The organism is Rhizobium sp. LEGMi-198b, from assembly GCF_054114205.1.
The window spans coordinates 130,041-154,886 of record NZ_JBSYVH010000006.1 but is presented as its reverse complement, the minus strand read 5'-3'; the positions used below and the strand labels follow the sequence as shown (position 1 = coordinate 154,886).

General features: G+C 60.0%; 28 protein-coding genes. 9 read left to right on the top strand and 19 right to left on the bottom strand.

Features of this window, described 5'->3' with window-relative positions; all coding sequences use genetic code 11:
* Nucleotides 1-3 precede the first annotated feature (3 nt).
* From ACXHXG_RS22500 to ACXHXG_RS22465, 8 genes are all read right to left on the bottom strand, one after another.
* Nucleotides 4-510, bottom strand: a complete 507-nt coding sequence (locus ACXHXG_RS22500; RefSeq protein WP_457900772.1) for a GNAT family N-acetyltransferase — start codon at nt 508-510, stop codon at nt 4-6.
* 4 nt (nt 511-514) lie between these two features.
* On the bottom strand, nt 515-799 hold the full coding sequence (locus ACXHXG_RS22495; RefSeq protein ID WP_260305150.1) for a type II toxin-antitoxin system TacA family antitoxin: 285 nt from the start codon (nt 797-799) through the stop codon (nt 515-517).
* A gap of 72 nt (nt 800-871) precedes the next feature.
* On the bottom strand, nt 872-2,134 hold the full coding sequence (locus ACXHXG_RS22490; protein WP_457900771.1) for a flavin monoamine oxidase family protein: 1,263 nt from the start codon (nt 2,132-2,134) through the stop codon (nt 872-874).
* A gap of 119 nt (nt 2,135-2,253) precedes the next feature.
* Nucleotides 2,254-2,850 (bottom strand): 2-hydroxychromene-2-carboxylate isomerase, encoded by a 597-nt coding sequence (locus tag ACXHXG_RS22485; RefSeq protein ID WP_457900770.1) that lies wholly within the window; start codon nt 2,848-2,850, stop codon nt 2,254-2,256.
* 167 nt (nt 2,851-3,017) lie between these two features.
* Nucleotides 3,018-3,875: a carboxylating nicotinate-nucleotide diphosphorylase gene (gene nadC / locus ACXHXG_RS22480; RefSeq protein WP_457900769.1), complete on the bottom strand. Its 858-nt coding sequence runs from the start codon at nt 3,873-3,875 to the stop codon at nt 3,018-3,020.
* 1 nt (nt 3,876) lies between these two features.
* The gene (locus ACXHXG_RS22475) at nt 3,877-5,421 is read right to left on the bottom strand and encodes an L-aspartate oxidase (RefSeq protein ID WP_457900768.1); all 1,545 of its coding nucleotides are present in this window, start codon (nt 5,419-5,421) and stop codon (nt 3,877-3,879) included.
* Nucleotides 5,418-6,389 (bottom strand): quinolinate synthase NadA, encoded by a 972-nt coding sequence (gene nadA / locus ACXHXG_RS22470; protein WP_457900767.1) that lies wholly within the window; start codon nt 6,387-6,389, stop codon nt 5,418-5,420. The genes ACXHXG_RS22475 and nadA overlap by 4 nt, the downstream gene beginning before the upstream one ends.
* Nucleotides 6,390-6,460: 71 nt before the next feature.
* Nucleotides 6,461-7,363 (bottom strand): NUDIX hydrolase, encoded by a 903-nt coding sequence (locus ACXHXG_RS22465; RefSeq protein ID WP_457900766.1) that lies wholly within the window; start codon nt 7,361-7,363, stop codon nt 6,461-6,463.
* Nucleotides 7,364-7,593: 230 nt separating this feature from the next.
* Here ACXHXG_RS22465 and ACXHXG_RS22460 point away from each other — a divergent pair, with 230 nt between their 5' ends.
* Both ACXHXG_RS22460 and ACXHXG_RS22455 read left to right on the top strand, forming a co-directional pair.
* Entirely contained in the window at nt 7,594-8,955 is a 1,362-nt protein-coding gene (locus ACXHXG_RS22460; RefSeq protein WP_457900765.1) for an MFS transporter, read from the top strand.
* 12 nt (nt 8,956-8,967) lie between these two features.
* Nucleotides 8,968-9,801 (top strand): SMP-30/gluconolactonase/LRE family protein, encoded by an 834-nt coding sequence (locus tag ACXHXG_RS22455; RefSeq protein WP_285168544.1) that lies wholly within the window; start codon nt 8,968-8,970, stop codon nt 9,799-9,801.
* A gap of 18 nt (nt 9,802-9,819) precedes the next feature.
* Here the strand turns inward: ACXHXG_RS22455 and ACXHXG_RS22450 are convergent, their stop codons facing one another.
* A complete protein-coding gene (locus tag ACXHXG_RS22450) occupies nt 9,820-10,512 on the bottom strand; it encodes a GntR family transcriptional regulator (RefSeq protein ID WP_104826833.1) in 693 nt (230 codons plus the stop codon).
* A gap of 129 nt (nt 10,513-10,641) precedes the next feature.
* Between ACXHXG_RS22450 and ACXHXG_RS22445 the strand changes: the two genes are divergently transcribed.
* The 6 genes from ACXHXG_RS22445 to ACXHXG_RS22420 all read left to right on the top strand — a co-directional run bounded on the left by ACXHXG_RS22445 (nt 10,642) and on the right by ACXHXG_RS22420 (nt 16,614).
* Complete coding sequence (locus ACXHXG_RS22445) at nt 10,642-11,646, top strand: ABC transporter substrate-binding protein (protein ID WP_260305159.1); 1,005 nt, start codon at nt 10,642-10,644, stop codon at nt 11,644-11,646.
* Nucleotides 11,647-11,699: 53 nt separating this feature from the next.
* The gene (locus tag ACXHXG_RS22440) at nt 11,700-12,515 is read left to right on the top strand and encodes an ABC transporter ATP-binding protein (protein WP_104826835.1); all 816 of its coding nucleotides are present in this window, start codon (nt 11,700-11,702) and stop codon (nt 12,513-12,515) included.
* 3 nt (nt 12,516-12,518) lie between these two features.
* On the top strand, nt 12,519-13,382 hold the full coding sequence (locus tag ACXHXG_RS22435; protein ID WP_457900764.1) for an ABC transporter permease: 864 nt from the start codon (nt 12,519-12,521) through the stop codon (nt 13,380-13,382).
* 53 nt (nt 13,383-13,435) lie between these two features.
* Entirely contained in the window at nt 13,436-15,172 is a 1,737-nt protein-coding gene (gene araD / locus ACXHXG_RS22430; RefSeq protein WP_457900763.1) for an L-arabinonate dehydratase, read from the top strand.
* Nucleotides 15,173-15,189: 17 nt separating this feature from the next.
* Nucleotides 15,190-15,915: a ribonuclease activity regulator RraA gene (locus ACXHXG_RS22425; RefSeq protein ID WP_104827892.1), complete on the top strand. Its 726-nt coding sequence runs from the start codon at nt 15,190-15,192 to the stop codon at nt 15,913-15,915.
* A 279-nt stretch (nt 15,916-16,194) separates the two neighbouring features.
* Nucleotides 16,195-16,614, top strand: coding sequence for a GlcG/HbpS family heme-binding protein (locus tag ACXHXG_RS22420; RefSeq protein WP_283053928.1), 420 nt, complete (start codon nt 16,195-16,197; stop codon nt 16,612-16,614).
* A gap of 62 nt (nt 16,615-16,676) precedes the next feature.
* Here ACXHXG_RS22420 and ACXHXG_RS22415 read toward each other — a convergent pair whose 3' ends face one another.
* The 4 genes from ACXHXG_RS22415 to ACXHXG_RS22400 all read right to left on the bottom strand — a co-directional run bounded on the left by ACXHXG_RS22415 (nt 16,677) and on the right by ACXHXG_RS22400 (nt 19,747).
* Complete coding sequence (locus tag ACXHXG_RS22415) at nt 16,677-17,471, bottom strand: amino acid ABC transporter ATP-binding protein (RefSeq protein WP_283053927.1); 795 nt, start codon at nt 17,469-17,471, stop codon at nt 16,677-16,679.
* A 5-nt stretch (nt 17,472-17,476) separates the two neighbouring features.
* Complete coding sequence (locus tag ACXHXG_RS22410) at nt 17,477-18,124, bottom strand: amino acid ABC transporter permease (protein WP_283053926.1); 648 nt, start codon at nt 18,122-18,124, stop codon at nt 17,477-17,479.
* Between the two features lies 1 nt (nt 18,125).
* Nucleotides 18,126-18,791: an amino acid ABC transporter permease gene (locus ACXHXG_RS22405; RefSeq protein WP_104827894.1), complete on the bottom strand. Its 666-nt coding sequence runs from the start codon at nt 18,789-18,791 to the stop codon at nt 18,126-18,128.
* 80 nt (nt 18,792-18,871) lie between these two features.
* Nucleotides 18,872-19,747, bottom strand: coding sequence for a transporter substrate-binding protein (locus ACXHXG_RS22400; protein ID WP_104826840.1), 876 nt, complete (start codon nt 19,745-19,747; stop codon nt 18,872-18,874).
* Nucleotides 19,748-19,974: 227 nt separating this feature from the next.
* Here ACXHXG_RS22400 and ACXHXG_RS22395 point away from each other — a divergent pair, with 227 nt between their 5' ends.
* Entirely contained in the window at nt 19,975-20,706 is a 732-nt protein-coding gene (locus ACXHXG_RS22395; protein ID WP_457900762.1) for an IclR family transcriptional regulator, read from the top strand.
* A gap of 13 nt (nt 20,707-20,719) precedes the next feature.
* On the opposite strand, the gene ACXHXG_RS22390 is transcribed toward ACXHXG_RS22395, so the two are convergent.
* From ACXHXG_RS22390 to ACXHXG_RS22365, 6 genes are all read right to left on the bottom strand, one after another.
* Complete coding sequence (locus ACXHXG_RS22390; RefSeq protein WP_285168525.1) at nt 20,720-21,319, bottom strand: DUF922 domain-containing Zn-dependent protease; 600 nt, start codon at nt 21,317-21,319, stop codon at nt 20,720-20,722.
* A gap of 96 nt (nt 21,320-21,415) precedes the next feature.
* Nucleotides 21,416-21,952: a recombination regulator RecX gene (gene recX, locus ACXHXG_RS22385; protein ID WP_260305164.1), complete on the bottom strand. Its 537-nt coding sequence runs from the start codon at nt 21,950-21,952 to the stop codon at nt 21,416-21,418.
* 101 nt (nt 21,953-22,053) lie between these two features.
* Complete coding sequence (locus tag ACXHXG_RS22380; RefSeq protein ID WP_260305165.1) at nt 22,054-22,731, bottom strand: GntR family transcriptional regulator; 678 nt, start codon at nt 22,729-22,731, stop codon at nt 22,054-22,056.
* 4 nt (nt 22,732-22,735) lie between these two features.
* Complete coding sequence (locus ACXHXG_RS22375; protein ID WP_104826845.1) at nt 22,736-23,485, bottom strand: amino acid ABC transporter ATP-binding protein; 750 nt, start codon at nt 23,483-23,485, stop codon at nt 22,736-22,738.
* Nucleotides 23,482-24,159, bottom strand: coding sequence for an amino acid ABC transporter permease (locus ACXHXG_RS22370; RefSeq protein ID WP_457900761.1), 678 nt, complete (start codon nt 24,157-24,159; stop codon nt 23,482-23,484). Before ACXHXG_RS22370 ends, ACXHXG_RS22375 begins: the two co-directional genes overlap by 4 nt.
* Nucleotides 24,156-24,830 carry an amino acid ABC transporter permease gene (locus tag ACXHXG_RS22365; RefSeq protein ID WP_104826847.1) on the bottom strand — a complete coding sequence of 225 codons (675 nt, stop codon included), beginning with the start codon at nt 24,828-24,830 and terminating at the stop codon, nt 24,156-24,158. Before ACXHXG_RS22365 ends, ACXHXG_RS22370 begins: the two co-directional genes overlap by 4 nt.
* Nucleotides 24,831-24,846 lie beyond the last annotated feature (16 nt).

Here is a 24,846-nt window from a genome sequence, read left to right as displayed (position 1 = left end):
CTATCAAGCACATTCGGCAAGCCAGTGTCTGATATCGTCTATTGAACGCATCAGGATCGAGGGATTATCATGGGCCGGAATAAAACCCCAGCTCTGCCAGAATGTCTCCGCCTCCGTGTCTATAGCACGAACCACCACAGCCCGCCCTGCAACGATATCCGCGCCGGCGACGCAGCGCGCCAGCGCGTCCTTCACCAGAGCCGAGCCGATGCCACGTCCGGCGTGGCGGCGGTCAACGGCGAGCTGACCGATCAATAAGCAGGGGATGGGATCAGGCGGACGGCCCGTGCGAATCTTGCGTGGGGTGGCATTGGGCTCAATGACGGAGGGAGCAAGGCCGTAATAACCAACGACGACATCGTCATCAGCCACGACGAGGACTCGGGTGAATCCGCGTGTCTGATTGGATCGCGCAAAATTTGCCAACCAATCATCCAGCGCAGGTTTCCCGCAGGTAAAACCATCCAACCGGTGATGATCGGATAAAAGGGCGATGCCGGAAAGCGCCATGGTCCTATTGTTCCCACGGCGCCTTGCGCTGCAACCGCTCCCTCACCTTTGCCGGCGGAACTGCCGGTGTTGCGCCGATGACCTGCAGGAAATCATCGAAAGCTCCTGGCGAAAGACGAATGACCGTCTCGTTCAAGATCGCGGTTTGCGCCTCATGAACTGCGGCGCGGCGCATGAACTCCGTACGTGACAGACCGAGCAGTTCCGCGCCGCGGTCAATGATGGCCAGATCGTCATTGCGCAACCGCATCGATACGGGTGTCTCTTTTTTCTGCGCAGGCGTTGCCATCACATGATCCTCAGTTTCAGAAGAAAAATAGGCCAATGTAATGCAAAGTGCAATACAAGAGAGGTGGTCGCATCAAGCGGTTCGCTTCAAAACCACAGCGATCGCTTCGGCTGCACCAAATCCGGTTTCGAGGGCGCCGTGTGCCGTTGAAAAGCGTGTCGGCGAGCAGGCTTCGCCGGCAAAGAAGAGCCTGTCGTCAACAGTTTCGCCTAGCACGACACGTTCACCGGAAGCGCCCGGTTCGGCATAGGAATAGGATCCGCCAATATGTGGCTCGCCATGCCAGGCCGACATTGCCGCAGCATCAATCCGACGGCCGAAGGCGCTTCCGAAATGCCGGATCAACTCTTCTCTGGCGAATGCGAGCGCTGCCTGCTCCCCAGAGGCTTCCAGATCCCGCGCCAGTGAACCGCCATAATAGGCCTCGATCAAGGCGGTGCCGAAGGGGCGTATCTGGTAGGAACCCGTTCGGACCTGATCCAGGGAACCCGTCAGTCTGGTATCGATCGGCAGATCGTCTGGTGAGAGCACACTCAGGAACAGCTTGTTGGCAAGCCCCAGCGGCAATCGACTGGCCGCTTCCCGCTTTCCCGGCAACGGCGGATCGAATTTGATCTGATCCTTCGCAATCACATTTGTCGCGACCGTGACCAAGACCATGCGTGCACGCAGCGTGCCGCGATCCGTCTGCAAAAGGATGTATTCGGCGCCGAGATGATCGATGGTTTGGACCACAGTCGACAGCATCGTGGGTACCGGCTGCGCGTAGGCCGAAATCAGCGTCCCATACCCCTCACGCACGCGCCAGTCCGGGCTAGGCCCCGGATCATAATGGACATAATCGTGAATGGAGGCCGCCGCGAGCTCGACGCCATTTAGAAACGTGCCGATTGCTTCAACACAGCCATTCCAGCGATTTCCGGGTTCCAGCAGTTCGTCGAGCGATCCGTCTTCGCCGGAATCCCCCCGTTGTTCCGCGCGCGCGAAAAAGGCGCCGATGGCGGATCTCGCTTCCGCCCCTCCGATCGTCCGCCCGCCTTCGCTCCAGGGGGCGGGCGTCGTTTCCACCGTCAGCCCGAGCTGGCGGGCAATCTCGGTCCATCCATTCGTCCTCGCGCCGTGGAGCCATCCGCAGCCGAGATCGACGGGCTCATCCCCGAGCGATGACAATCGAAAGGTCCAGGCGCGACCTCCGACCCGGTCCTTCGCCTCGAGAATCAACACCGAAACGTCGGGGCGGAGGGATTGCAGCCGCCGCGCCGCTGCGACGCCGGCCGCACCGCCGCCAATAATGGCGACATCGATTGTTTGGCCCCCGGACCAAGGATTGCTCAAATGCCTTTACCCTTCCGCCATGCCGGACTGCATTGCACCAATGCAGTCCATGGTACTTCCAAACAGCGTCTAACCCCCAGTCGATTTCTATCTTCAGGGCTATACCAAAGCCGATTTACTTACGGCTTGATGCCGTTGAGATGGCTCTCGATGAAGTGCAGATTGTCCTGGCCCCAGTAAAGCTCGCCGTCATAGAGGAATGATGGAAAGCCGAAGACGCCATTCTTGATCGCAAACTCACGGTCCGCCGTCCACTTGCCCTGTACGTCCGCATCCTGTTCCCGCTTTGCGAGCGCATCGCCGTCGAAACCTGCGGCGGTGGCGATCGCCTTGCGTACCGCGGGATTGCCGATATCTTCGCCACGACCCCAGAAGGCTTCCTGTAGGGCTTTCGTCAGTTCGAGCCAGGGTTTGCCGTCGAGATAGGCGGCGATGACCATGAAGGCGGCAGGCGCCGGGTCAGCGAGCGGCGGGCGATTTTCCAGAAGCAGTTTCTTGCCGCGAAGGCCGGCCCAACGCTTGAGATCCCGCTGCCAATATTGCCGGCGAGGCTCCGGCCGATTGCGCGAGAAAATGCCGCCGTTCTCCTCGATGACGATGGTGAGATAAGGCCGGATTTCCGCGCCCGTCTTTTCGGCGAGATCGAGAAACGGCTCCAGGCCGATATAGGACCAGGGCGAGCCGATGGAAAAAACGTAATCTATGATCTTGGTCACTGTTTGCCGCATCCCATGCATGATGATGAAAACTCGCGGATTTTGATCAGCAAGGCGGCGGGTGTGCAAGCGCCAAGCGAATGCCACGGGGGAATTTCCATAACGATATCGTTACCTGACTACCGCCGATTCCGTCGCTGCTTGCTATGCCAATATCAAGCTCAGCGTTATGCAACCGCTTTCCAATCGAGCCCGATATCGAGCGTCGGCGCGCTATGCGTCACCCAGCCCACCGAGATCAGATCGACGCCCGAAGCCGCAATTGTCGCGGCAGTTGAGGGCGTGACACGGCCCGAGGCCTCGGTGATTGCGCGCCCGGCAACGATGCCTACCGCTTCGCGCAATTGATCGGGCGTCATATTGTCGAGCAGCACGGCGTCGACGCCTTCTGCCATGGCTTCACGAAGCTGGTCGAGCGTGTCCACTTCAACCTCGATCTTGACCATGTGACCGACCCCGGCTTTTGCCCGGCGGATAGCCTCTGTGACGCCGCCGGCGACCGCGACATGATTGTCCTTGATCAGCACGGCATCATGGAGCGCAAAACGATGGTTCATGCCGCCGCCGGCACGGACTGCATATTTCTCCAGCGCCCGCAGTCCCGGCGTCGTCTTGCGGGTGCAGACGATCGAGGCTTTCGTGCCGCTGATCGCCTCGACGATACCGGCTGTTACGGTCGCGATACCCGAGAGATGGCCGAGGAAATTCAGTGCGGTCCGCTCCGCCGTCAGCAGGCCGCGAGACGGGCCTTCGATCGTTGCGATCATATCGCCGGCAGCCACCTTTGCGCCGTCGTGCAGATGACGGGTCATGACGATCCGCGGATCAACGAGCTGGAAGGCGAGTTCCGAGGCATCCAGCCCGGCGACCACGCCCGGCTGGCGCGCCACCATGGCAACGGTGGAACGGTGATCCTCCGGGATGACGGCGGCAGACGTGATATCGCCGGCAAGGCCGAGATCTTCCAGCAGAGCATTGCGCACCAGCGGCTCGATGATGAGGCGCGGCAGGGGAACGAGAGTCATGTCAGGCGCTCCTGGCGAAAGTATAGGGAATGACGGAACGGGCGATATCCAATGCATCCGGCAGTCGCATTGTCCGCCGCTGAGTATGCTTCAGTTTCAACGGAAAATCCGTGCGGGCATGGGCGCCGCGCGATTCCGTTCTGAGACTTGCAAAGACGGCGATCAGCAGCGCCACCGCGGCAGGATCGGCGGCCGCACCTTCGCTTTCGGCCAGCGGCAACAGCGCAGCGATCGCTCCGTGAATGGCGCCGGCGTTGCGAAGCACGCCGAGATGACGCGAGGCGATCGGCCGGACAAGCGAAGGATCCGGAACTATCGGACGTGCGTGGACCGACAGCATATTCGCAGAGGTCGCAGCAGTGCTTCCCATGTCCCGTGCGGCACGCATGCCCATGACGGCGGCCTCCAGCAACGAGTTGCTGGCGAGCCGGTTGGCTCCGTGAAGGCCGGTTGACGCCGCCTCCCCTGCCACCCAGAGGCCGGAGACGGAACTGCGGCCGTTTACATCCGTGGCGACCCCGCCCATGTGATAATGGACGGCGGGACGGACCGGGATGAGCTGGCTCGACGGATCGATGCCTGCCTCCCGGCAGAGCGCATCGATCACCGGGAAGCGAGCGGTAAAGCGATTGCCGAGCGCTTCGCGCGCATCGAGAAAGACGCGGCCGCCGCGGGCGATTTCCGCGCTGATCGCCCGCGCGACGATATCGCGTGGGGCCAGTTCCGCGCCGGGAACCTCCGCCATGAAACGCTCACCTCTCTCATTGACGAGCAAGGCGCCTTCGCCGCGCACGGCTTCGCTGACCAGCGCCAACGGTCGCCGACGCGAATCGAGGGCTGTCGGGTGGAATTGCACGAACTCCATATCGGCAAGAAGCGCTCCCGCTCTTGCTGCAAGCGCGATGCCCTGACCGAAATTGCCGACGGGATTGGTCGTCGCATCGAAGAGACCGCCAATGCCACCGGTCGCGAGGAGAATACGGGACGTCGGCAGAGCGGCCATTCCCTTTGGTGTCGCGCATAGGAGGCCGCTGATCCGCTCGCCATCCAGGAGGAGCAGCCGCCGCGCCTCATATCCCTCAAGCACCGTAATGGACGGCGTGTTGGCGACGGCATGCACCAGCGCCCGAACAATCGCCGCGCCGGAGCCATCACCTTCGGCGTGAACAATGCGGCGACGCGAATGGGCGGCTTCGAGGCCGAGCGACAAGGCTCCCGCACCATTTCGGTCAAAGCGGACGCCTGCCCGCTCCAGAGCGGCGATTGCCGCGGGCGCTTCGGCAATGATGCTTGCGGCCACTACGGGATCGCAGAGCCCATCGCCAGCGGCAAGCGTATCGGCGACATGCAACTCTGCGCTGTCATCCGCTCCCATGCTCGCGGCAATACCACCCTGCGCCCAGGCGCTCGACGTCTCGGCGCCGAGTGCTGCGCGTGTGATGATGACGGTCGGCTGCGGCGCCAGCGTCAATGCCGCCATCAGGCCGGCGAGACCGCTGCCGACGATGACGACGCGGTCTGCAAGCTCGTGAAGAACCTCGGTCATATCGCCAGCATCCTTTCCACCGCGCGGCGTGCTGCGACCGCAATTGCGGGGTCGACAGTCACTTCATGCTGGTTTTCCTCGAGTGCCCTGCGGATATTGCCGAGTGTGATGCGCTTCATGTGCGGGCAGAGATTGCAGGGCCGAACAAATTCGACATCCGGATGATGGACGGCAACATTGTCGCTCATCGAGCATTCGGTCAGCAGCACGACACGCGCCGGGCGCTTCTTGCCGACATAATCGGACATGACGGCGGTAGAGCCGGCGAAATCCGCTTCCCTGACGACATCAGGTGGACATTCCGGATGGGCGAGCACCGTTACGCCGGGATAATTTTCGCGTAGCTGGCGCACATCGTCGGCGGTGAAAAGTTCATGCACTTCGCAATGCCCATGCCAGGCGATGATCTCGACATTGGTCTCTCGGGCGACGTTCTGCGCCAGATATTCGTCGGGGATCATCAGCACCTTGGGAACGCCGAGCGATTCCACCACCTGTTTGGCATTGCCCGACGTGCAGCAGATATCGGATGCCGCCTTCACTGCAGCGGACGTGTTGACATAGGTGACGATGGGAACCCCAGGATGGGCTTGGCGCAAAAGTGCGATGTCATCCGGCGTGATTGATTCCGCCAGCGAGCAACCGGCCGCCATATCGGGGATCAGCACGGTCTTTTCCGGATTGAGCAGTTTGGCGGTCTCGGCCATGAAATGCACACCGGCGAGCACGATGATGTCGGCGTCTACGTCGATCGCCTTGCGAGCGAGCGCCAAGCTGTCGCCGACTATATCGGCGACACCGTGAAAGATTTCCGGCGTCTGGTAATTATGCGCGAGGATGACGGCGTTGCGGCGACGCTTCAACTCGAGGATCGCCTCGACATCATCCTGAAACATCATCCATTCGGCTTTGGGAATGACGCGGCTGACGCGATCGTAGAGGGAGGATGCGGATACGGGTTGGTTCATGACCGGCTCTCCTAATTATACTCAGATTGAGTATATTATGCGCAAATAGATATTCTCGTTGTGAGCATATGTCAATTGCGGGAGAGCGGTAATTTTGTTCCGGCAAGTTCGCGTTCTTCGAGAATGGCGCGGCGGAAACGGAAGAGCTTTGCCGGCCGCCCTCCTGTCTCGCTTTCGGTCGCGCCTGTTTCCTCCACCAGCTCCTGCTGCTCGATCAGCCGGCGGAAGTTTTGCTTGTGCAGCGTCAGGCCCGCCAGAGCCTCAACGGTACGCTGCAGTTGAAGGAGCGTAAAACTCTCCGGCATCAGTTCGAAAACGACGGGGCGATATTTGATCTTCGCGCGCAGCCGCGCCATGCCGGTCGCGAGAATCCGCCGGTGATCGGCAAACATCGGCCGGCCGGAATTGCTCTGCTGCGCGCAGCCCGCCTCCAAGACAAGCCGGGCCTCATAAAGAAGCTCATAGCGCTGCAGAACAAGGTCTTCATTCCAGGTGGCATCGTTCAAACCAAAAGCGAAATCGGCGCGACGCCTACGCTGATCGCGCTTCGCTGAATCGTCTGAGACCCAGCCATTTAGCCGCTCGACAATATCATCCATGACGGCCGGCCGGCCGTTGCGATGGTCTTCCCAAGGGAAATATTCGTACCAACCATGCCATCCCGGCCGGCCACCGCCAGGCGCCGCCTGCTCCCTCACGAGGCCGAGATAGCTGATCGAAATCGTCCGGCCGCCCAGGATCTCGTTGTTCCTGTCTCGGTCGGCAAATGTGTAAAGCTGCTCGAGATAGCCGACCGGATGCGCCGTCTGCTCCCGCACCCATTCGCGAAGACCGCTCTGCAACGTCCGGTGCCCAAGCTCGAACGGTCCCGACGGCAAAGCATCGCCGGAGCGCACCGTCATAACCCGGGGATCGTTGCCGGTGACGGCTGTCAGAACCGCGATCAATTCGGCGTGCGCAAGTCCGATGGTCAAGGAGATTCCCTATCTTGTTCGAGCTCTGCTTTTCTCGCACGAAGCATTACCGAAGCCAATGCAGCCGTTCGGCCACTCAACAATTCCCGACAATATAAACGCGTGCAAACTCCTACACGCGAGCACTTGCAGCCACCAAGCACGTTTAAGCGTGCTGTTGATATATTGATACATTAGTGCTTTAGTCTCTCACGGATGAGGCCCGGCCCTGCCGGATTTGGGAGGATATTATGAGCAATATCGGACTGGAGGAGCAGGCAAACTCCGCCATGATGCGAAGGGTGGCGATTGCCTCCTGCGTCGGCACCACCGTCGAGTGGTATGATTTTTTCATTTATGCCACCGCTTCGGCGCTGGTTTTCAATAAGCTGTTTTTTCCGAGTTTCGATCCGCTCGTCGGCTCGCTGGTTGCGCTCGGTACCTATGCCGCCGGATTCTTCGTGCGGCCGATCGGCGGGTTACTGTTCGGCTATCTCGGCGACCGATACGGCCGCAAGAGCGCGCTGGTCACCACGCTTTTGATCGTCGGCATCGCCACCTTCGTGATCGGCTTGATGCCGACCTATAACAGCATCGGCATTGCCGCTCCGCTGATCCTGCTGTTCATCCGCATGCTACACGGTTTCGGCATCGGCGGCGAACAGGGGAATGCGATCCTCATCATGTGCGAGCATGCGCCTGCCAAAAGGCGCGGCTATTTCGGTTCGTGGGTGCAGACGGGTGCGCCCGCCGGCTTCATCCTGCCGCTCGGCATCTTCGCAGCATTAACGGCCACGCTGTCGGAAGAGGCTTTCATGAGCTGGGGCTGGCGTATTCCCTTTCTGCTCAGCCTCGTGCTGGTGGCTGTCGGCATGTATATCCGCCTGCAATTGACGGAATCGCCGTTGTTTCTGGAAATGCGCAGGCGCCGCGCCGAGGACCCGCATCCACTTGTCGAGATCGTCAGAAAATATCCGCGCTATCTGGCGCTTGGCTGCGGCACCAAGTTTGCCGAAAGCGTTGCCTTCACCAGCTTTGCGGTACTGATCACCGCCTATGCGACGAGCCGCGGCGTGTCGCGGCCGGTAATGACGACGGCATCGCTTATCGCCATCGTGCTGGAGTTGGTCTGCATGCCCTTTTGGGGCGCGCTTTCCGATCGCATCGGCCGCAAGCCGGTCTATATCCTTGGCGCGTCGACCGTGCTGCTGGCGAGCTTTCCGACCTTCGCGCTGGTCTATTATCGCGTCGACAGCTACATCTGGGTCGGCTTGACGGCGGCGCTGGCCATCGGCCATAGCGCCATGTACGGGCCGCAGGCCGCCTATTTTGCCGAATTCTTTCCTACCCGGGTCCGCGCCAGCGGCGTCTCCTTCATCCAGCAGATCGGCGCGCTGATCGGCTCCGTCGGAACACTTGCTGCCGGCTGGCTTCTGGCGCTTTTGAATGGTGCGCCCTGGGCGCTTGCTGGCTTCGTCGCTCTCGGCTGTGCGATCACCATCGCCTGCACGGCGGCGCTGCCGGAAACGGCGCCGCGCCTCGGGCGATGGAAGGATCTGGTCGACAGCTTGACGTCTGGCGATAATATGGAAGCCCGCCGACAGCGCGCATAAGCAAGAGACAAAATGATATCAGCCTTCGAAGTATTCTCCGACCGCTGGAGTTTTCTCGGCGAAAGCCCGGTCTTGTCGGATGACGGCAACTGTCTCTGGTGGGTCGATACCGAGGGCTGCCGGCTGCTGCGGACCGACGTAGCGTCCGGCAGAACCGAGGTCTGGGATGCGCCGGAGGCTGTCGGCTGCATCGCCCTGCGGCCGGATGGAACGCTGCTGGCGGGCCTCGCCAGCGGCATTTTTCTCTTCGATCCGGCAAAGGGCGGTTTCGACCTCGCCTGCTCGCCGGAAAGCCGTAGGGATGTTCGCTTCAACGATGGCGCCCTCGATCCGGCGGGCCGCTTCTGGGCGGGCACCATGCAATTCACCCTGACCGAACCTGCGGGCGCCATTTTCTGCGTCGAAGCCGATCTTAGTCATCGCCGCGTCTTCGATGGCATATGGACGCCCAATGGGCTCGCCTTCGATCCGGTCCGTAGCCGCATGTATTTCTCGGATTCTCATCCGACCGTACAAACGATCTGGGTCTGCGATTATGATGTCTCCACGGGAACGCCGAGCAATCGCCGCGTCTTTGCGACGACGCATGAATTCGCCGGCCGGCCCGACGGCGCGTTTATCGATGAGGACGGCATCTACTGGATTGCCGGCGTCGAGGGATCGCAGCTCCTCCGCTTCGCACCATCGGGCGAAACGCTGGAACCGATCGCCTTTCCCGTGACACATCCAACCAAGATCGTCATGGACAGAGCCAATCCGCGCTCCGTTTTTGTCACGACCAGACGGACCGTTCCCGAGGAGGATACGCACGCCTCGGGGCATGTGCTGCGCGCAACTTTTCGATGATCGTTCTAGGACAAGCGCTTATCGGCTGACGTAATCCGGATATTTCTCGCAAATGAGATCGATGATCGACAGCGTGCCGGAAAGATGCTTGCGAAGCGCTGCCACTGCCTGTTCCACATCCCCCGACTGGATGGCATCGACAATGGCATGATGATCGGCAATGACCTGCTGCTGTTTGCCCGGCATCGGCAGGTTCAGCATGCGAAGCCGGTCGAGATGAACGCTCTGGCGCCGCACGGTTGCCCACAGTCCCAGGATGTCGACCCTTTCGAAGAGGACACGGTGGAAATCCTTGTCGAGGGCATCGAACAGATCGTAGGTCTCGGGTGACGCCACATGCTCTTGCCGCACCAAAACATGCCGCAACGCCGCCGCCGTTTCCTCCGGCGATTCGGCCGTCAATCGCCGGACGGCTTCCAGCTCGATCGACAATCTCAGGAAGTGCGCTTCGACGGCGTTGCCGATATCGATTCTCGCGACGACGGTGGCATATTGCGGGTAGACCTCGACCAGCCCCTCCTCCTCCAGCCGTATCAAGGCATCGCGAACCGGCGTCTGGCTGACATTGAACTCGCTCTGAAGCGAGATGCGCGACAGGACGGTAGTCGGCGGCAAACTCATTGAAAGAATACGCGATCGCAGGATTTCCAGGATCTGCGGCGCCACTTGGCGGGAGCGATCCAAGGCGAATTCTTTCGGGTTTACTTTCACTGGCTACCTTCCTGATCGAGAACGTAAGTTCATAAAGCACAATTTAGGGCTTGATGCACTGATACATTAGTGCTTTAGTCAATTTATGTAAACGCGATTTCACGGGTTTGCGTCATTTGGGAGGACATAATGAGAGGATTTCTTCGCGGCATGACCGCGGTTGCCGTAATGCTGGCCGGCACGTTTTCCGCTAGCGCTGCCGAAAAGACCGATATTTCGATCACACGCCAGCCAGGCATTCTTTATCTCGTCAGCCACGTCATGGAGACGCAGAAGTTGATCGAGAAACGCGCCGAAGCTGACGGCCTACCGGGCGTCAAGGTCGAATGGCGTACCTTTAGCGGCGGCGGCGCGCAAACGGACGCGCTTCTTGCCGGCAGTGTCGACATCGTCAATACCGGCACCGGCAACCTACTGCTGCTCTGGGATCGCACGAGAGGCAAGGTCAAGGGCATCGTCACCAACTCGGCACAGCCGGTTATCATGGTCTCGCGCGATCCGCGCATCAAATCGCTGAAGGACATCCAGCCGGGCGATAAGATCGCCGTGCCGACGGTCGGCGTCTCGACGCAGGCGATCCTGCTGCAGATGGCCGCCGCTCAGATGTATGGGGACGATCAGGTACACAAGTTCGATGCCAACACGGTGCAGCTTGGCCATCCCGACGCCATGGCGGCGCTTGCAAACCAGAACCATGAAGTGAAGAGCCATTTCTCGGCCCCGCCCTTCCAATATCTGGAACTGAAGCAGCCGGGCGTTCATCAAGTCGTCGATTCCCGCGACATCATCGGTGGCGAGCTGACGCAAGGCACCTTCTTCACGACGACGCAATTCGCTGATGCCAACCCCACGATCATCAAGGCCATACGCGAAGCGACGGCCGATGCCATCGGTGTAATCAAAAAGGACCCGAAGACAGCAGTCGAGGCCTACAAGACGGTCAGCGGCGACAAGACCAGTGTCGACGACCTCCTGACGATCCTGAACCAGCCGCACATGATGGAATTCCGCATGGATCCGCAGGGAACCATGAAATTTGCGGCGCATCTCCACAAGATCGGGACCTTGAAGACGATGCCCAAGGCCTGGACCGACTACTATCTGCCGGAAGCGGCGGATCTGAATGGCAATTGAAGCCTGATGGCGGCGCCAATGCCGCCCTCAGCTATTTCTCATGGAGGAGCCTTATGCTTCAGGCAAAAATTGCAGCCGATGCCGTGCCGGCTGAAATGGCCAAGGCCAAACCACTCTTGAACGTCGACAAGGTGACGCTTCGCTACAAGACGCCGAACCTTTTGATCACCGCCACCGAAGAGGTCAGCTTTTCGGTAGCGCAATCCGATCGTTTCGTACTCCTCGGACCATCCGGTTGCGGAAAATCGACCTTGCTGAAGGCGATCGGCGGCTATCTGACGCCGGCGGCAGGCCGCATCGAAATCAAGGGGCAACCCGTCAAGAAGCCCGGCGCGGACCGGATGATGGTCTTTCAGGAGTTCGACCAGCTCCTGCCCTGGAAGACCGTCCTGGAAAACGTCATGTTTCCGCTGACGACCGCCCGGCGCCTGCCTCGTGCGCAAGCCGAAGCCATCGCCCGCGACTATATCGATAAGGTCAAGCTCACCCGGGCTGTCGATACCTATCCGCATATGCTTTCGGGCGGCATGAAACAGCGTGTGGCGATCGCTCGCGGCATGGCTATGCAACCCGATATCCTGCTGATGGACGAACCCTTTGCCGCACTCGACGCGCTGACCCGCCGGCAGATGCAGGACGAGCTTCTACAGCTTTGGGAGGATACGCGTTTCACCGTCATCTTCGTCACGCATTCGATCGCCGAGGCAATCAAGATCTCGAACCGCATCCTGCTGCTTTCCCCGCATCCCGGCCGCGTCAAGGCTGAGGTTCGCAATGTCGAATCCGTCCGTCACGACACCGCCGCAGCCGCGGAACTGGAACACGAAATCCATCACATGCTGTTTGCCGAAGCCGGACATAGGGAATAGGCCATGAGCGCACCGCAGATTATCCTCGCGCCTGAGAGGACCGAACCCGCAGGCCATATCGCCGCTGTCGAGCAGAAGCTCGGCGCCATCGAACTTCTTTGGCAGTCGAGCCTCTTCCGCAAATCGTTGCTGATAGTCTTCCTCGCCATCATCTGGGAGAGCTATGCGCGGCATCTCGACAACCCGCTGCTTTTCCCGACACTCAGCGACACGCTGACGGCGCTCTACGATCGCTTTGCAGACGGCGTTCTGCCAGAACGCATCTGGACGACGCTGAAGGTGCTGGTGACCGGCTACGTGACGGGGACGGTCCTCGCCGCTATTTTGACCGTTGTCGCAATCAACACTCGTATCGGCACCGATTTTCTCGAAACAATGACGGCGATGTTCAACCCGCTGCCGGCGATCTCGCTGCTGCCACTCGCCCTCATCTGGTTCGGTCTCGGCCCCGCGAGCCTGGTCTTCGTGCTCGTGCATTCCGTGCTCTGGGCGGTTGCCCTCAACACCCATGCCGGCTTTCTCGGCGTTTCGCGCACGCTGCGCATGGTGGGGGCCAACTATGGGCTGACCGGACTTTCCTATGTGTTTCGCATCCTCATTCCCGCCGCCTTCCCGTCGATCCTGACCGGATTGAAGATCGGCTGGGCCTTCTCCTGGCGCACCTTGATCGCCGCCGAACTCGTCTTCGGCGTTTCCTCTGGTCAAGGCGGGCTTGGATGGTTCATTTTCGAAAACCGCAACCTCCTCGACATACCCTCGGTCTTCGCCGGCCTGCTGACGGTCATCGTCATCGGCCTTATCGTCGAGAACCTGGTCTTCCAGACGATCGAGCGCCGAACCTTACAGAAATGGGGCATGAAGGAATGAATCAGGACAGGTTCGTCTCCTCGGCCAATAGTTGAATATAAGGTCTCAACATAATGAATATCAAAAGGAAATCGGTGGGCTTGCGCAGCGCCAGATGGTTCGCGCCCGACGACCTCAGAAGTTCCGGACATCGTTCGCGCACCATGCAGATGGGCTATGCGCCGGAAGAATGGGCGGGCAAGCCCGTCATCGCCATCCTCAACACCTGGTCCGACGCCAACCCTTGCCACGCGCATTTCAAGCACCGGGTCGAAGATGTCAAACGCGGCATCTTTCAGGCCGGTGGCTTTCCTCTCGAACTGCCGGCGCTGTCACTGTCCGAAAGCTATGTCAAACCGACGACTATGCTCTATCGCAATATGCTGGCGATGGAGGCGGAAGAACTACTGCGCTCGCATCCGGTCGACGGTGCCGTGCTGATGGGCGGCTGTGACAAGACCACGCCCGGCCTCGTCATGGGCGCGCTCAGCATGGGCCTGCCGATGATCTACCTACCCGCCGGCCCGATGCTCCGCGGCAATTATCGCGGCGAATATCTGGGTTCCGGTTCCGACGCCTGGAAGTTCTGGGACGAGCGCCGCGCCGGCGCCATTTCGGAGAAGGAATGGGTCGACGTCGAAGCTGGCATCGCCCGGTCCTACGGCCACTGCATGACGATGGGCACGGCGAGCACGATGACGGCGATTGCCGAGGCGTTGGGCCTGACCTTGCCCGGAGCGAGCTCCATCCCGGCAGCCGATTCCAACCATATCCGCATGTCTTCGGCCGTCGGCCGCCGCATTGTCGAGATGGTCTGGGAAGACCTTGTCCCCTTGAAGATCGTCACGGCTGCCGCCGTCAGCAACGCAGTTGCCGTGGCTATGGCGACGGGCTGTTCCACGAATGCGGTCGTGCATCTGATCGCCATGGCGCGCCGCGCCGGCGTCGAGCTTACGCTGGACGATCTCGACAAGGCTAGCCGGACGACGCCGGTGCTCGCCAATATCCGGCCGACCGGCAAGGCCCATCTGATGGAAGACTTCTACTATGCCGGCGGCCTGCGTGCGCTGATGGCAAAGCTGTCCACGAAGCTCGATCTCTCCGCGCTGACCGTTTCCGGCGTCACCCTCGGCGAGACCCTGGAGGGCGCCAAGTGCTACAATGACGATGTCATCCGCTCGCTCGACAATCCCGTCTATCACGAGGGCTCCCTCGCAGTCGTGAAGGGCAATCTTGCGCCGACCGGAGCAGTCATCAAGCCGGCTGCCTGCGATCCGCGCTTCCACAAGCACCAGGGACCGGCCTTGGTGTTCGACAGCTATCCGGAGATGAAAGCGGCGGTGGACGACGAAAATCTCGACATCACGCCGGACCATGTCATGGTGCTGCGCGGCGCCGGCCCGCAGGGCGGGCCTGGGATGCCGGAATGGGGCATGCTCCCAATCCCGAAGGCACTATTGAAGCAAGGCCATCGCGACATGCTGCGTCTGTCCGATGCCCGCATGAGCGGCACGAGCTACGGCGCCTGCATCCTGCATGTCTCCCCGGAATCGTATGTCGGCGGCCCGCTGGCGCTGCTGAAGAACGGCGACATTATCAGCCTCGATCTCGAAGCACGGCGGATCGACATGCTCGTGGATGACCACGAATTGCAGCGGCGGCGCGAAGCCTGGGTCAAACCCGCGGAAAAATTCGGCCGCGGCTATGGCTGGATGTTCGCCCGCCACGTGACGCAGGCCGATACGGGCTGCGATTTTGATTTCCTGGAAACCGGTTTCGGCCCGACGCCAGGCGAACCCGATATTTATTGACCGCAAAGGACGATATCATGAGCAATTACGTGTTGAGTAGCGAGACCCGCAGCAAGCTTATGGGCGTTGCCACGCCGACGATCGCCACGGCGCTTTTCAAGCGCGGCCTTCGCAACCAATTCATCCAGGATGTTCGCCCGCTGTCACCGAAGAAAGCGAACATGGTCGGCCAGGCCTTCACGCTGCGCTACATCCCCGCGCGCGAAGATCTGAACACGATCGAGGTCTTCCGCAACCCTGAACATCCGCAGCGCGCGGCAGTGGAAGCGTGCCCGCCCGGCGCCGTCCTCGTGATGGATAGCCGCAAGGATGCACGCGCGGCCTCGGCCGGCTCGATCCTGATATCGCGGCTGCAGGTGCGGGGCGTCGCCGGCGTCGTGACCGATGGCGGTTTTCGCGACAGCCCGGAAATCGCCAATCTCGACATTCCCGCCTATCATCACCGCCCGTCCGCGCCGACAAACCTGACTCTGCATCAGGCGATCGAAATAAATGGACCGATCGGCTGTGGCGATGTCGCGGTTTTCCCCGGCGATGTTCTTGTCGGCGACAATGAGGGCGTCATCGTCATCCCGGCCCACCTCGCCGACGAAATCGCCGATGAGACTGTCGAAATGACCGCTTACGAGGATTTCGTCACCGAGGAAGTCCTTAACGGCGCGACCATCATCGGACTTTACCCGGCAACCAGCGACGCGCCGAAGGTCAAGTTCGCCGAGTGGAGGAAGCAGAAAGGACGCTGATCGGCGTCTTCAGCGCTATGTCGAACCGAAATCCCGTCACCGATTACGGGGACGGGATTATTTTTGAGAATAAATAATTATATCAATATATTATCGATATTATCTAATTTGATCTATGAGGACCCCTTCTTTTGGTGTCGTCTGAAAATTCGTTGCCCTTGGCTGCGCACGGGCGTTGGCGGCCTCGCCTCTTGGCATTGCCAATTATGCGCATAACGGTCTAGCTACAGGCAGCCGATCTTTGCCGCGAGAATTTGATAGTTGAGGAGTTACAAGCCCATGTCCGTCACACGCGAAACCCTGGCCCTGTCCCATGCCGGCGCAATGCAGGCTCTTGCGGCAGCGATCGCCCATGCCGAGAAGATCGGCATTCCGCAGTGTGTCTTTATTGTCGACGCGAGCGGCGAAACCATCGCGAGCATCCGGATGGATGGCGCAAAATATCTAAGCATGCATACGGCTCGCGCCAAGGCCCGCACCGCCGCCTCGATCAATGCGCCGACCGGCGCCATCTCCTTCGAATTCGGCACCGCCGCCGGCATCGCCTCGCAAGGCGGCGTCACGCATCTGCCGGGCGGCCTGCCCATCCGTTTCGGCGGCCGGCTTGCTGGCGCGATCGGCGTAGGGTCGGGCACAGGCGATCAGGATTTCGAGGTCGCCCGCGCCGCACTTGCTGCCATTGGAGCCGATACCGTTTAAGACAGGCTTCTCTCAGTCCGGCCATTTGCGAACGGTGCGTGTCTCCATTCTCCCGTTCAATCTCAGACGGCCGTGGCCGCATGGAAGCGGGACAAGAAAGCCTTCAGCCGCTCATTCTCTGCCACGAGCGCCGGAAGATCCTTCGGCGCTCCCTGAGCGGACACTTTTCCATCAGCCATGAAGACGATGCGGTCGCTGGCGTCCCTGGCAAAGGCGATCTCATGGGTGACCATCAGCATCGTCATGCCCTCCTCCGCCAATTGCCTGACAACATCGAGAACCTCGTTCACCAGTTCCGGATCGAGCGCCGAGGTGATTTCATCAAGCAGCAGAATCTTCGGGTCCATGGCCACGGCGCGGGCGATGCCGACGCGCTGCTGCTGTCCACCCGACAATTCCGACGGCAGATTGTTGATGCGGTGTCCGAGCCCCACGCGGCTGAGCCAATGCTCGGCTATCTCCCGCGCCTCCTTCTTCGGCTTGCCCCGAACCTTCTGAAGGCCGAGCATCACATTTTCCGCGGCAGTCAGATGCGGAAAGAGATTGAAGCTCTGAAAGACCATGCCCGTTTCGGCCCGCATGCGCGCGAGGTCCTTCTCGCCACGGCGCTGCTGATTGGTGCCGTCCCGATAGCCAACTTCGGCCCCATCGATCTGGATCGAGCCGCTGTCATAGCTTTCGAGAAAGTTCACGCAGCGCAGAAGCGTGGTCTTGCCGCTGCCCGAAGGGCCGATGACCGAGACCACCTCGCCTTTGGCGACATCCATATCGATGGAGTGCAACACTTGGACGGGTCCGAACGCCTTGGCGACATTGCGTATTCTAAGGAGCGGCGTGGCAGCTTGTATATTGTTCATGACGGTCAATCCCTGATGTAGGAGTAGCGGCGCTCCATTCTCCGGCTCAGGCTGGAGAGACTGTAGTTGATCGCGAAGTAGATGAAGGCTCCGAGAAGGTAGAGCGGCATGGCCTCATAGGTCCGGCCGATCACTTCGTTGATCGACTGCATGAGGTCAACGATGCCGAGCAGCGAAATCAGAGCACTTCCTTTGACCGCATCGGTCACGCCATTGATCCAGGGCGGCAGAAAGCGGCGTGTCGCCTGCGGGAAGATGACGTAGCGCAGGCGCTGCACAAAAGTCAGGCCGATGGCCATGCCGGCTTCCATCTGTCCCTTGGGAATGGAGAGAACTGCGCCGCGCACGTATTCGACGACCTGGGCCGATTTGAACAGCGTCAACGCGACCACACCGGCCCAAAAGGCAACTATATGCAGGCCGAGTGCCGGAAATCCATAATAGACGATAAAGATGAGAACGAGGATTGGAATGCCTCTGATACAATCGCTGAAGAAGCGCACCAGCAGCTTGATCGGCCAGGGGCCGTAGATCAGCCCGACCCCAAAGACGATGCCGATGCAAAGCGAAAGCGCGACAACGATCGCGGAGACCCAAAGCGTGATCAGCAGCCCTTTCAGAAGGAACGGCAGAGCATAGATGATCGCAGCCATACTAGCGCTCCACCCTGAAATGACCTTCCAACCGTCGCAGGCCGAACAAGATGAGGTAGCCGGTGACGAGATACATCAGGGTCGCGATGATGTAGACCTCGACGATGCGGAAGGTGTTGAAATTGATCCATTGCGCTCCGTAGGTGAGCTCCGGAACGGCAATGACCGAGGCGACCGACGTATCCTTGAACAAGGAGATGAACGTGTTGGACAGCGCAGGCAAGGTGATGCGTGTCATCGTCGGCAGGCGGACGTAAAGGAGCCGCTGCAACGGCGTCAGCCCGATCGCCTTGCCCGCATCGATCTGGCCCCGCGGCACGGCTTCGAGACCGGATCGGAACACCTCAACGAGATAGGCACCAGCATAGACCGACAAGGTGATGACGAAGGAGGTCGTCGCGCTATAGGCGATGTTCACAGCGGTCGGAAGTCCATAAAAGACGAGATAGACGAGCAGGATCAACGGCACATTGCGGATGAACTCGACGTAAGCGGCAATGAAACGGCGCACAATTTTGCCGGCCGATACGTACCAGATAGCGAGGACGAGCCCTATCAAGGCACCGATGGCGATAGAAATGACCGCCAGCTCGAGGCTGAGCAGCAGCCCGCCCCACAGCTTGTCGATGTGTCGCCAGATAAGATTGAAATTCAGGTGATAGCCCATGCCGGCCATTATCTCCCGCTAAGCGATCGATGTCTGCGGCGGAGCCAGCGCCAGCCAAAGCCGCGCTGGCTCCGTCCAGATCAGATGGTCGGGAAACCCGGTTTGCGTACCGGCGCATCCAGGCCGAAATACTCCTTGAAAGCAGCATCATAGAGCGCCGATTCATGGCCGAACATGGCGGTGTTGAACGTCGTATTGACGAAATACAGCCAGTCGAGATCGCCCTGACGGACGCCGGCGCCGTAAAGCATGCTGTTCCACTGCTTGCCCGCATCGAAATAACGATCGGGATTGCGCGAGGAAAGCCAGCGCACGGTCGACAGATCGACCGCGGCCGCATCGACACGCTTGGCTTCCAAAGCCTGTAGAACGTTCGCCTGGGTGTCGATCTGCATGACCTGCGCATCCGGCAGAACGAGGTGAATGGTCTTTTCCGCGTCGACGTTCTGGAGAATGGAAACGCGCGTGCTACTGCCCCCGGCCAGGAGCTTGTCAAAGGTTTTGTTGTCGGCGTCCGGACGGGTCAGCAGAGCCACGCCTTCGACATAATAGGGCCGGGAGAAATTGATGAGCTGCGCACGCTGCGCCGACATCGTCATGAACTGGATGGTAATGTCGACCTTGCCGGTAACGATGTTCGGAATGCGCTGCTGCGCATCCTGCTTGACGAATTCGACCTTGGTTTCATCGTCGAACAGGCCCTTGGCAAGAATGCGGCCCATGGTGATGTCCATGCCGACCAGCTCTCCGGCATCGTTCTCAAAATGCCAGGGAGCGTTGGTGCTGCCGGTGCCCACAATCAGGTGGCCTCGATCCAGCACCGTGCGCAGCAGGCTGTCGCTGGCTGCCTGCGCCGCCGCCTCTTCGCTGCTGGCCATCAGGCCAACCGCAGTACCGACCGCCAAGCCACCCAGGCCCAGCTTCAAAAAATCACGACGCTGCGAAATATCGTTCATGTAAGCCTCCGCGTTTGAGATAAAGTTCCCGTAGTCGAGCTTGTTTTTCAAGCTTCTGTCTTATATATAAGACACGTTTCTTATATTTAGGACGATATACCGATTTTGGCGCTGGCGCAATGCCAGAGCGGCAGCAATGGAGCATTTCTGGCATGGTTTCGAACGACGAAGGTGCGCGAAAGACCCGGGAGGCCCACGGACCTCGTGAGCGCGGTATCGATAGAGTCTTGAAATTGCTCGCTTATCTGAACAAGGCCGGGCAACCGGTGCGGCTCGCCGATCTGCCGAAAGCAATCGACGCGCCGCGATCGACGATCTACGATCTCGTTGGCATCCTCTCTGATGCGGGTATTCTGGAGACGAACGGCAGCGACAATAGGGTCTATTTCGGCAAGCTGCTTTATCTCTATGGCACGCGTTACCTGCAGGAAAACGACATCATTATTCGCGGCAGGGAAGCAGTCGAGCGGCTCTCGAAACAGACCGGCGAGACGAGCGAGCTCTGTGTGCGCCACAGGAACAAGCAGGCGATCGTCCATGCCGCCCCAGGTTCGCGCCCGCTCCGCATCAGCTCGGAGATCGGATCGCAGGTACCGATCCCCTGGACGGCATCGGGAAGGCTTTTGCTATCGCATCTGCCGAAAGAAGAAATCGGCAGATTGCTGGAGGAAGGCGACCTGACCCTTCCCGACGGACGCTCGGTCGACCTTGAGGATTTCGCCCGCGAATGCAGCGAGGCCAAGAAAAAGAAGCTGATCGTCACCACGGGCTTGATCAACAGCTTCACCCAATGCATGGCCGCCCCCATCTGGAACTCGAACGGCATCGTCGAAGCGACCATCTGCTTCGTCCTGCCGATCGATGTTTCGGAGGACCACAAAACGGCCCTGGGCGCAGAGCTCGTTCGCACCGCCGAAGCCCTTTCGATCGGCAACAACTATCTGACCGCGGCTCAATAGATCCCAACGGGGCCTATTGTTCCCGCACCAATTTCAGCACGAGCTGCTGCAGATTGCCGCCGTCGCTGAGTTCGGTTTTGTCGAAATCCCGGGCTCGCTGACGCTGTCTGTCGGAAATCTCGGACAGGCGCTTCGTCAGATCACTCCTGATCTTCTGGCACTCAGGATCGTCGGCGGCACTGAGGCCGACGCTCACGGTCTCAATCTCCTTCACCATGTCCTTGATCATCTCGCCATGCACGAGCTCATGTTTGTGCACGCCTGCGATAAACGTCTCCCAGCTTCTCTTGGTCGAGACCGGCAACTGCTCCGCAGGCTTGGGCAACGTGTAGGTGATTGTCAGCTTCGGTTGTGCGGAAACTAGGACGCAGGATTCGCCCTGCGGTTCGTATTTCCTCGTCCAGGTCAGCTTGAAACCCGTGTGTGCGATAGCGCGCGCTCCACCGCCAACCTCAGGCCCTTTCTCGCCGATCGATTCATAAAGATCCGCGCCAGACTTGCCAGCAATGGCATAGGTCTTCACCTTCTCGACGGCCTGCCACTGGGCGTGCGCAACCATCGGCAATGATGCAAAACAGACTGTCAGCACACAAAATCGAACGCCTGCCTTCATGCAAATCCCCATGAACAATGCCCAATGCCGGCGAAACTACCGGGTGCAAATGCCGCTTTCAATCGGACGATGAGAATCCGAACGAACTCGTCCCGCTCAGACGACCGGCGATGACTGCAGGAGTTCTTCGGCCTCCTGCCGGCTCATATGGAAAATCGCCTTGCCGATCTCGAAGCCAAATCCGTTGCGGGCGAATGCGGACAGTTCTTTCGCCTTTCGCTTCTCATCGGGCTCATCTCTCCGAAATGGCCCGAAGCCGCGTTTGCGGGCAAAGATGATGGCCGCGAACAAGTCGTTCGTGGCGTCCAACGCCGTCATCACCGTGTTGCTGTCTATGCCTTTCGAAGCGAGCTTGTAGCCAATGGCCTTCCTTGATTTGCCGGAGCGCATCGCGGACCGCGTGCTGATCTCGGCAAAGGCGACGTCATTAAGGGCGTTCTGGTCATAAGCGAACTGGACCGCGAAATCAGCGACGGCCTTGATCTGCGCATCGCTGATGTCTTCAAACTTCTGTTTCGCTTTTCTCGCAATCGCATCGAACAACTGCTTCTCGGTCATCATCTTGCGTTCAAGGCGATAGATCGTCGAATTGCGTGCCCAGGCCAGCATTCGGGGCGTAGGAGTTTGATCCATGGGCAGAGGATGTTCAGAATCAGAAAAACGGAGTTTCGAGGTGAAGGTGTCTACGTCATGCACCCTGTTTTCGCAACGAAATCCCCTTGCGCACCTGAACGCTATTCCGCGAAGAAATCTGCATTTTCCGCGGCGATCCGTTCGATGGCGGCAAAAGCGGTGCGCAAATGGGCTTGCATCACCTTGGTCGCCCCATCCGGATCGCCCGTGACAACGCGATGGACCAAATCCTCGTGTTGACGAAAGATCATCTCCAGCCAATCGATCCGCTCGAGCGATAGATAGCGAAGACGGTCGAGGGACACTTTTGCCGACGCGATCATGCCCCAGACATGGGGATGCCCGGCGATTTCCATCAGTGCCCGGTGCATCGCCTCGTCAGACAGGAAAAAGCCGATGTGATCGCCCTTGCCGATCAGCCGCCGTTGATCTTCCAAAAACCGGTGCAGCCGCGCTTCCTTGTCCGCCACGGGTGACGTGGCGGCTTCGGCGACGGCGCTGCATTCCAGCATTTCGCGCACGAACTGCGCGTCCCGAACCGCGCTGATTTCGATGGGTGCAACATAGGTGCCGACCTGCGGCACGACGACCAGAAAGCCTGCATCCGCCAGCCTTTGAAACACCTGCCGAACCGGCGTTCGGCTCAAGCCGACCTCGTCGGCGATCCGTGTTTCCGAAATAGCCGCGCCCGGCCGAAGTTCGCCGGTCAGTATCCGCATATAAAGGACGTCATAAAGGTCCTTGATGCTCATCCGTGGGCGGATTGGTGATACGGCCATCGGTTCAATGCGCCTCTGCTGTGATGGTGCTCAGGAAGCGCCGGGCTCGGTCACTGCTCGGATTTGCGATCAGCGCGCGAGGTTCCCGGTCTTCCACGATCTTGCCTTCGTCCATGAAAATCATCCGTGTGCCGACATCGGCGGCGAAACGGATTTCGTGCGTGACGACTAGCATTGTGCGGCCCTCGCGAGCAAGGTCGCGCATGACGCCGAGAACCTCGCCGACGGTTTCCGGGTCGAGCGCCGAGGTCGGCTCGTCGAACAGCAAGATGTGCGGCTCGGCGCAAAGGGCACGGGCGATCGCCACCCGCTGCTGCTCGCCTCCCGACATCTGCGCCGGATAGGCATTCATCCGGTGGGATAGGCGCACCCGTTCGAACAAAGCTTTTGCACGCGCTTCGACCGTCTTTCGATCCTGTTTATGCACGACCACGGAGGCGAGCACGACATTTTGCAGGGCGGTCAGATGCGGATAGAGGTTGAAATGCTGAAAGATCATGCCGATCCGACGGCGGACGCTGGTGATCGCGCCGCGCTCATGCGCAAGCACAGGCCGCCCCTCGAAACGGATCTCGCCGCCCTGGATGTCTTCCAATCCATTGACACAACGCAGCAGCGTCGATTTGCCTGTGCCGGAAGGACCGATGAAGCAGACGATCTCACCCGGCTGTACCTGCATGGAAATACCATCGAGAATGGTCCGCTTGCCAAAGCGCTTCACCACATTGTCGAATTCGAGGACTGCCTGCGTCATTGTCCGCCTCCCGCGAGCATGAGCTTCGTTCCGACGTTGTAGCGCCGCTCAAGCGCGCCTCCCGCCAGCGAGATTCCATAGTTGATGAGGAAATAAAGGACGCCGAGCATCAGCAGCGGCGTGAAACTGCCGCCCGTGCTTTCGCGGACCAGAAGACCGGTCTTGGTCAATTCGACATAGCCGATGATCGAGGCGAGCGAGGACTCCTTCAGCGTCGTCACATAGACACCGACCGAAGGCGGCAGGACGACCCTCAATGCCTGCGGGCCGACCACATGCCGCATGGTCTGAGCAAAGGTCATTCCCGAGGATTGCGCGGCTTCCCATTGGCCGCGTCCCACGCTCTCGATGCCAGCGCGCATGACCTCGGACATCGTGGCCGTGGCGTGCAGCGCCAGCGCAAGGGTCGCCGCCATAAAGGTCGAAATATCAACCCCAAACATAACCGGCAGGCCGAAATAGGCAAAGAACAGCACAATCAGGATCGGAATGGACCGAAAGAATTCGACAAAAAGCAGAGCCACCACTCTTAGCGGCCACCAGCGGGACGTCCGCGCCAGCGCCACGAAGCCACCCGCGACGGCACCGATCATCAGAGCCAGCCATGACAACCAGATCGTGAGTGCGGCCGCCTTCAGAAAAAGCGGCAGAAAGGAAAACAGGTCGTGATTCATCGGCGCGCACCATTATCCCTGAAAAGCATGCGGCCGATCGCAAGGCGCATGAGGTTCACCGCCTGGCAAAGAACCAGATAGACGCCCGCCGCCACCAAGAAGGTTTCAAAGAACCGGAAGGAGGTGGAGCCGACCGTCTGCATCCACGAGGCCACATCCTCCACGGCGACCGCGGAAGCGAGTGAGGAGGCAAGGATGACGGCGATCACCTGATTGCCGAGCGGGGCGTAGATGACCCGAAAGACCTGCGGCAGAATGATATGGCGATAGGTCTGGACGGGGTTGAAACCCTGCGCCCGCGCCGCTTCGAATTGGCCATGCGCGATGGCGACAAGCCCCGCGCGGATGATTTCTGCCATGTAGCCGGCGCTGTTGAGCGTCAATCCGATCAAGGCGGCGGTGAAGGAAGAGAACCGCAATCCCATGGCGGGAAGCGCGAAATAGACGATATAGAGAATGACCAGAAGCGGCGTGTTCCGCATGATCTCGATATAGGTGATCGCCAAGACGCGCGAGAGGCGGCTCTGGCTGCGCCGCATGATTGCCAATCCGCAGCCGATGATCACGCTGAGGACGATCGCGAGAATCGACAGGTTCAGCGTGGTCTGTGCGGCATCCCACAGCAGCGGCAGATATTCGCGGATGCTGCGAAACTGGAGCGTGTAGTGCATGGTCCCCTCCGCCAAG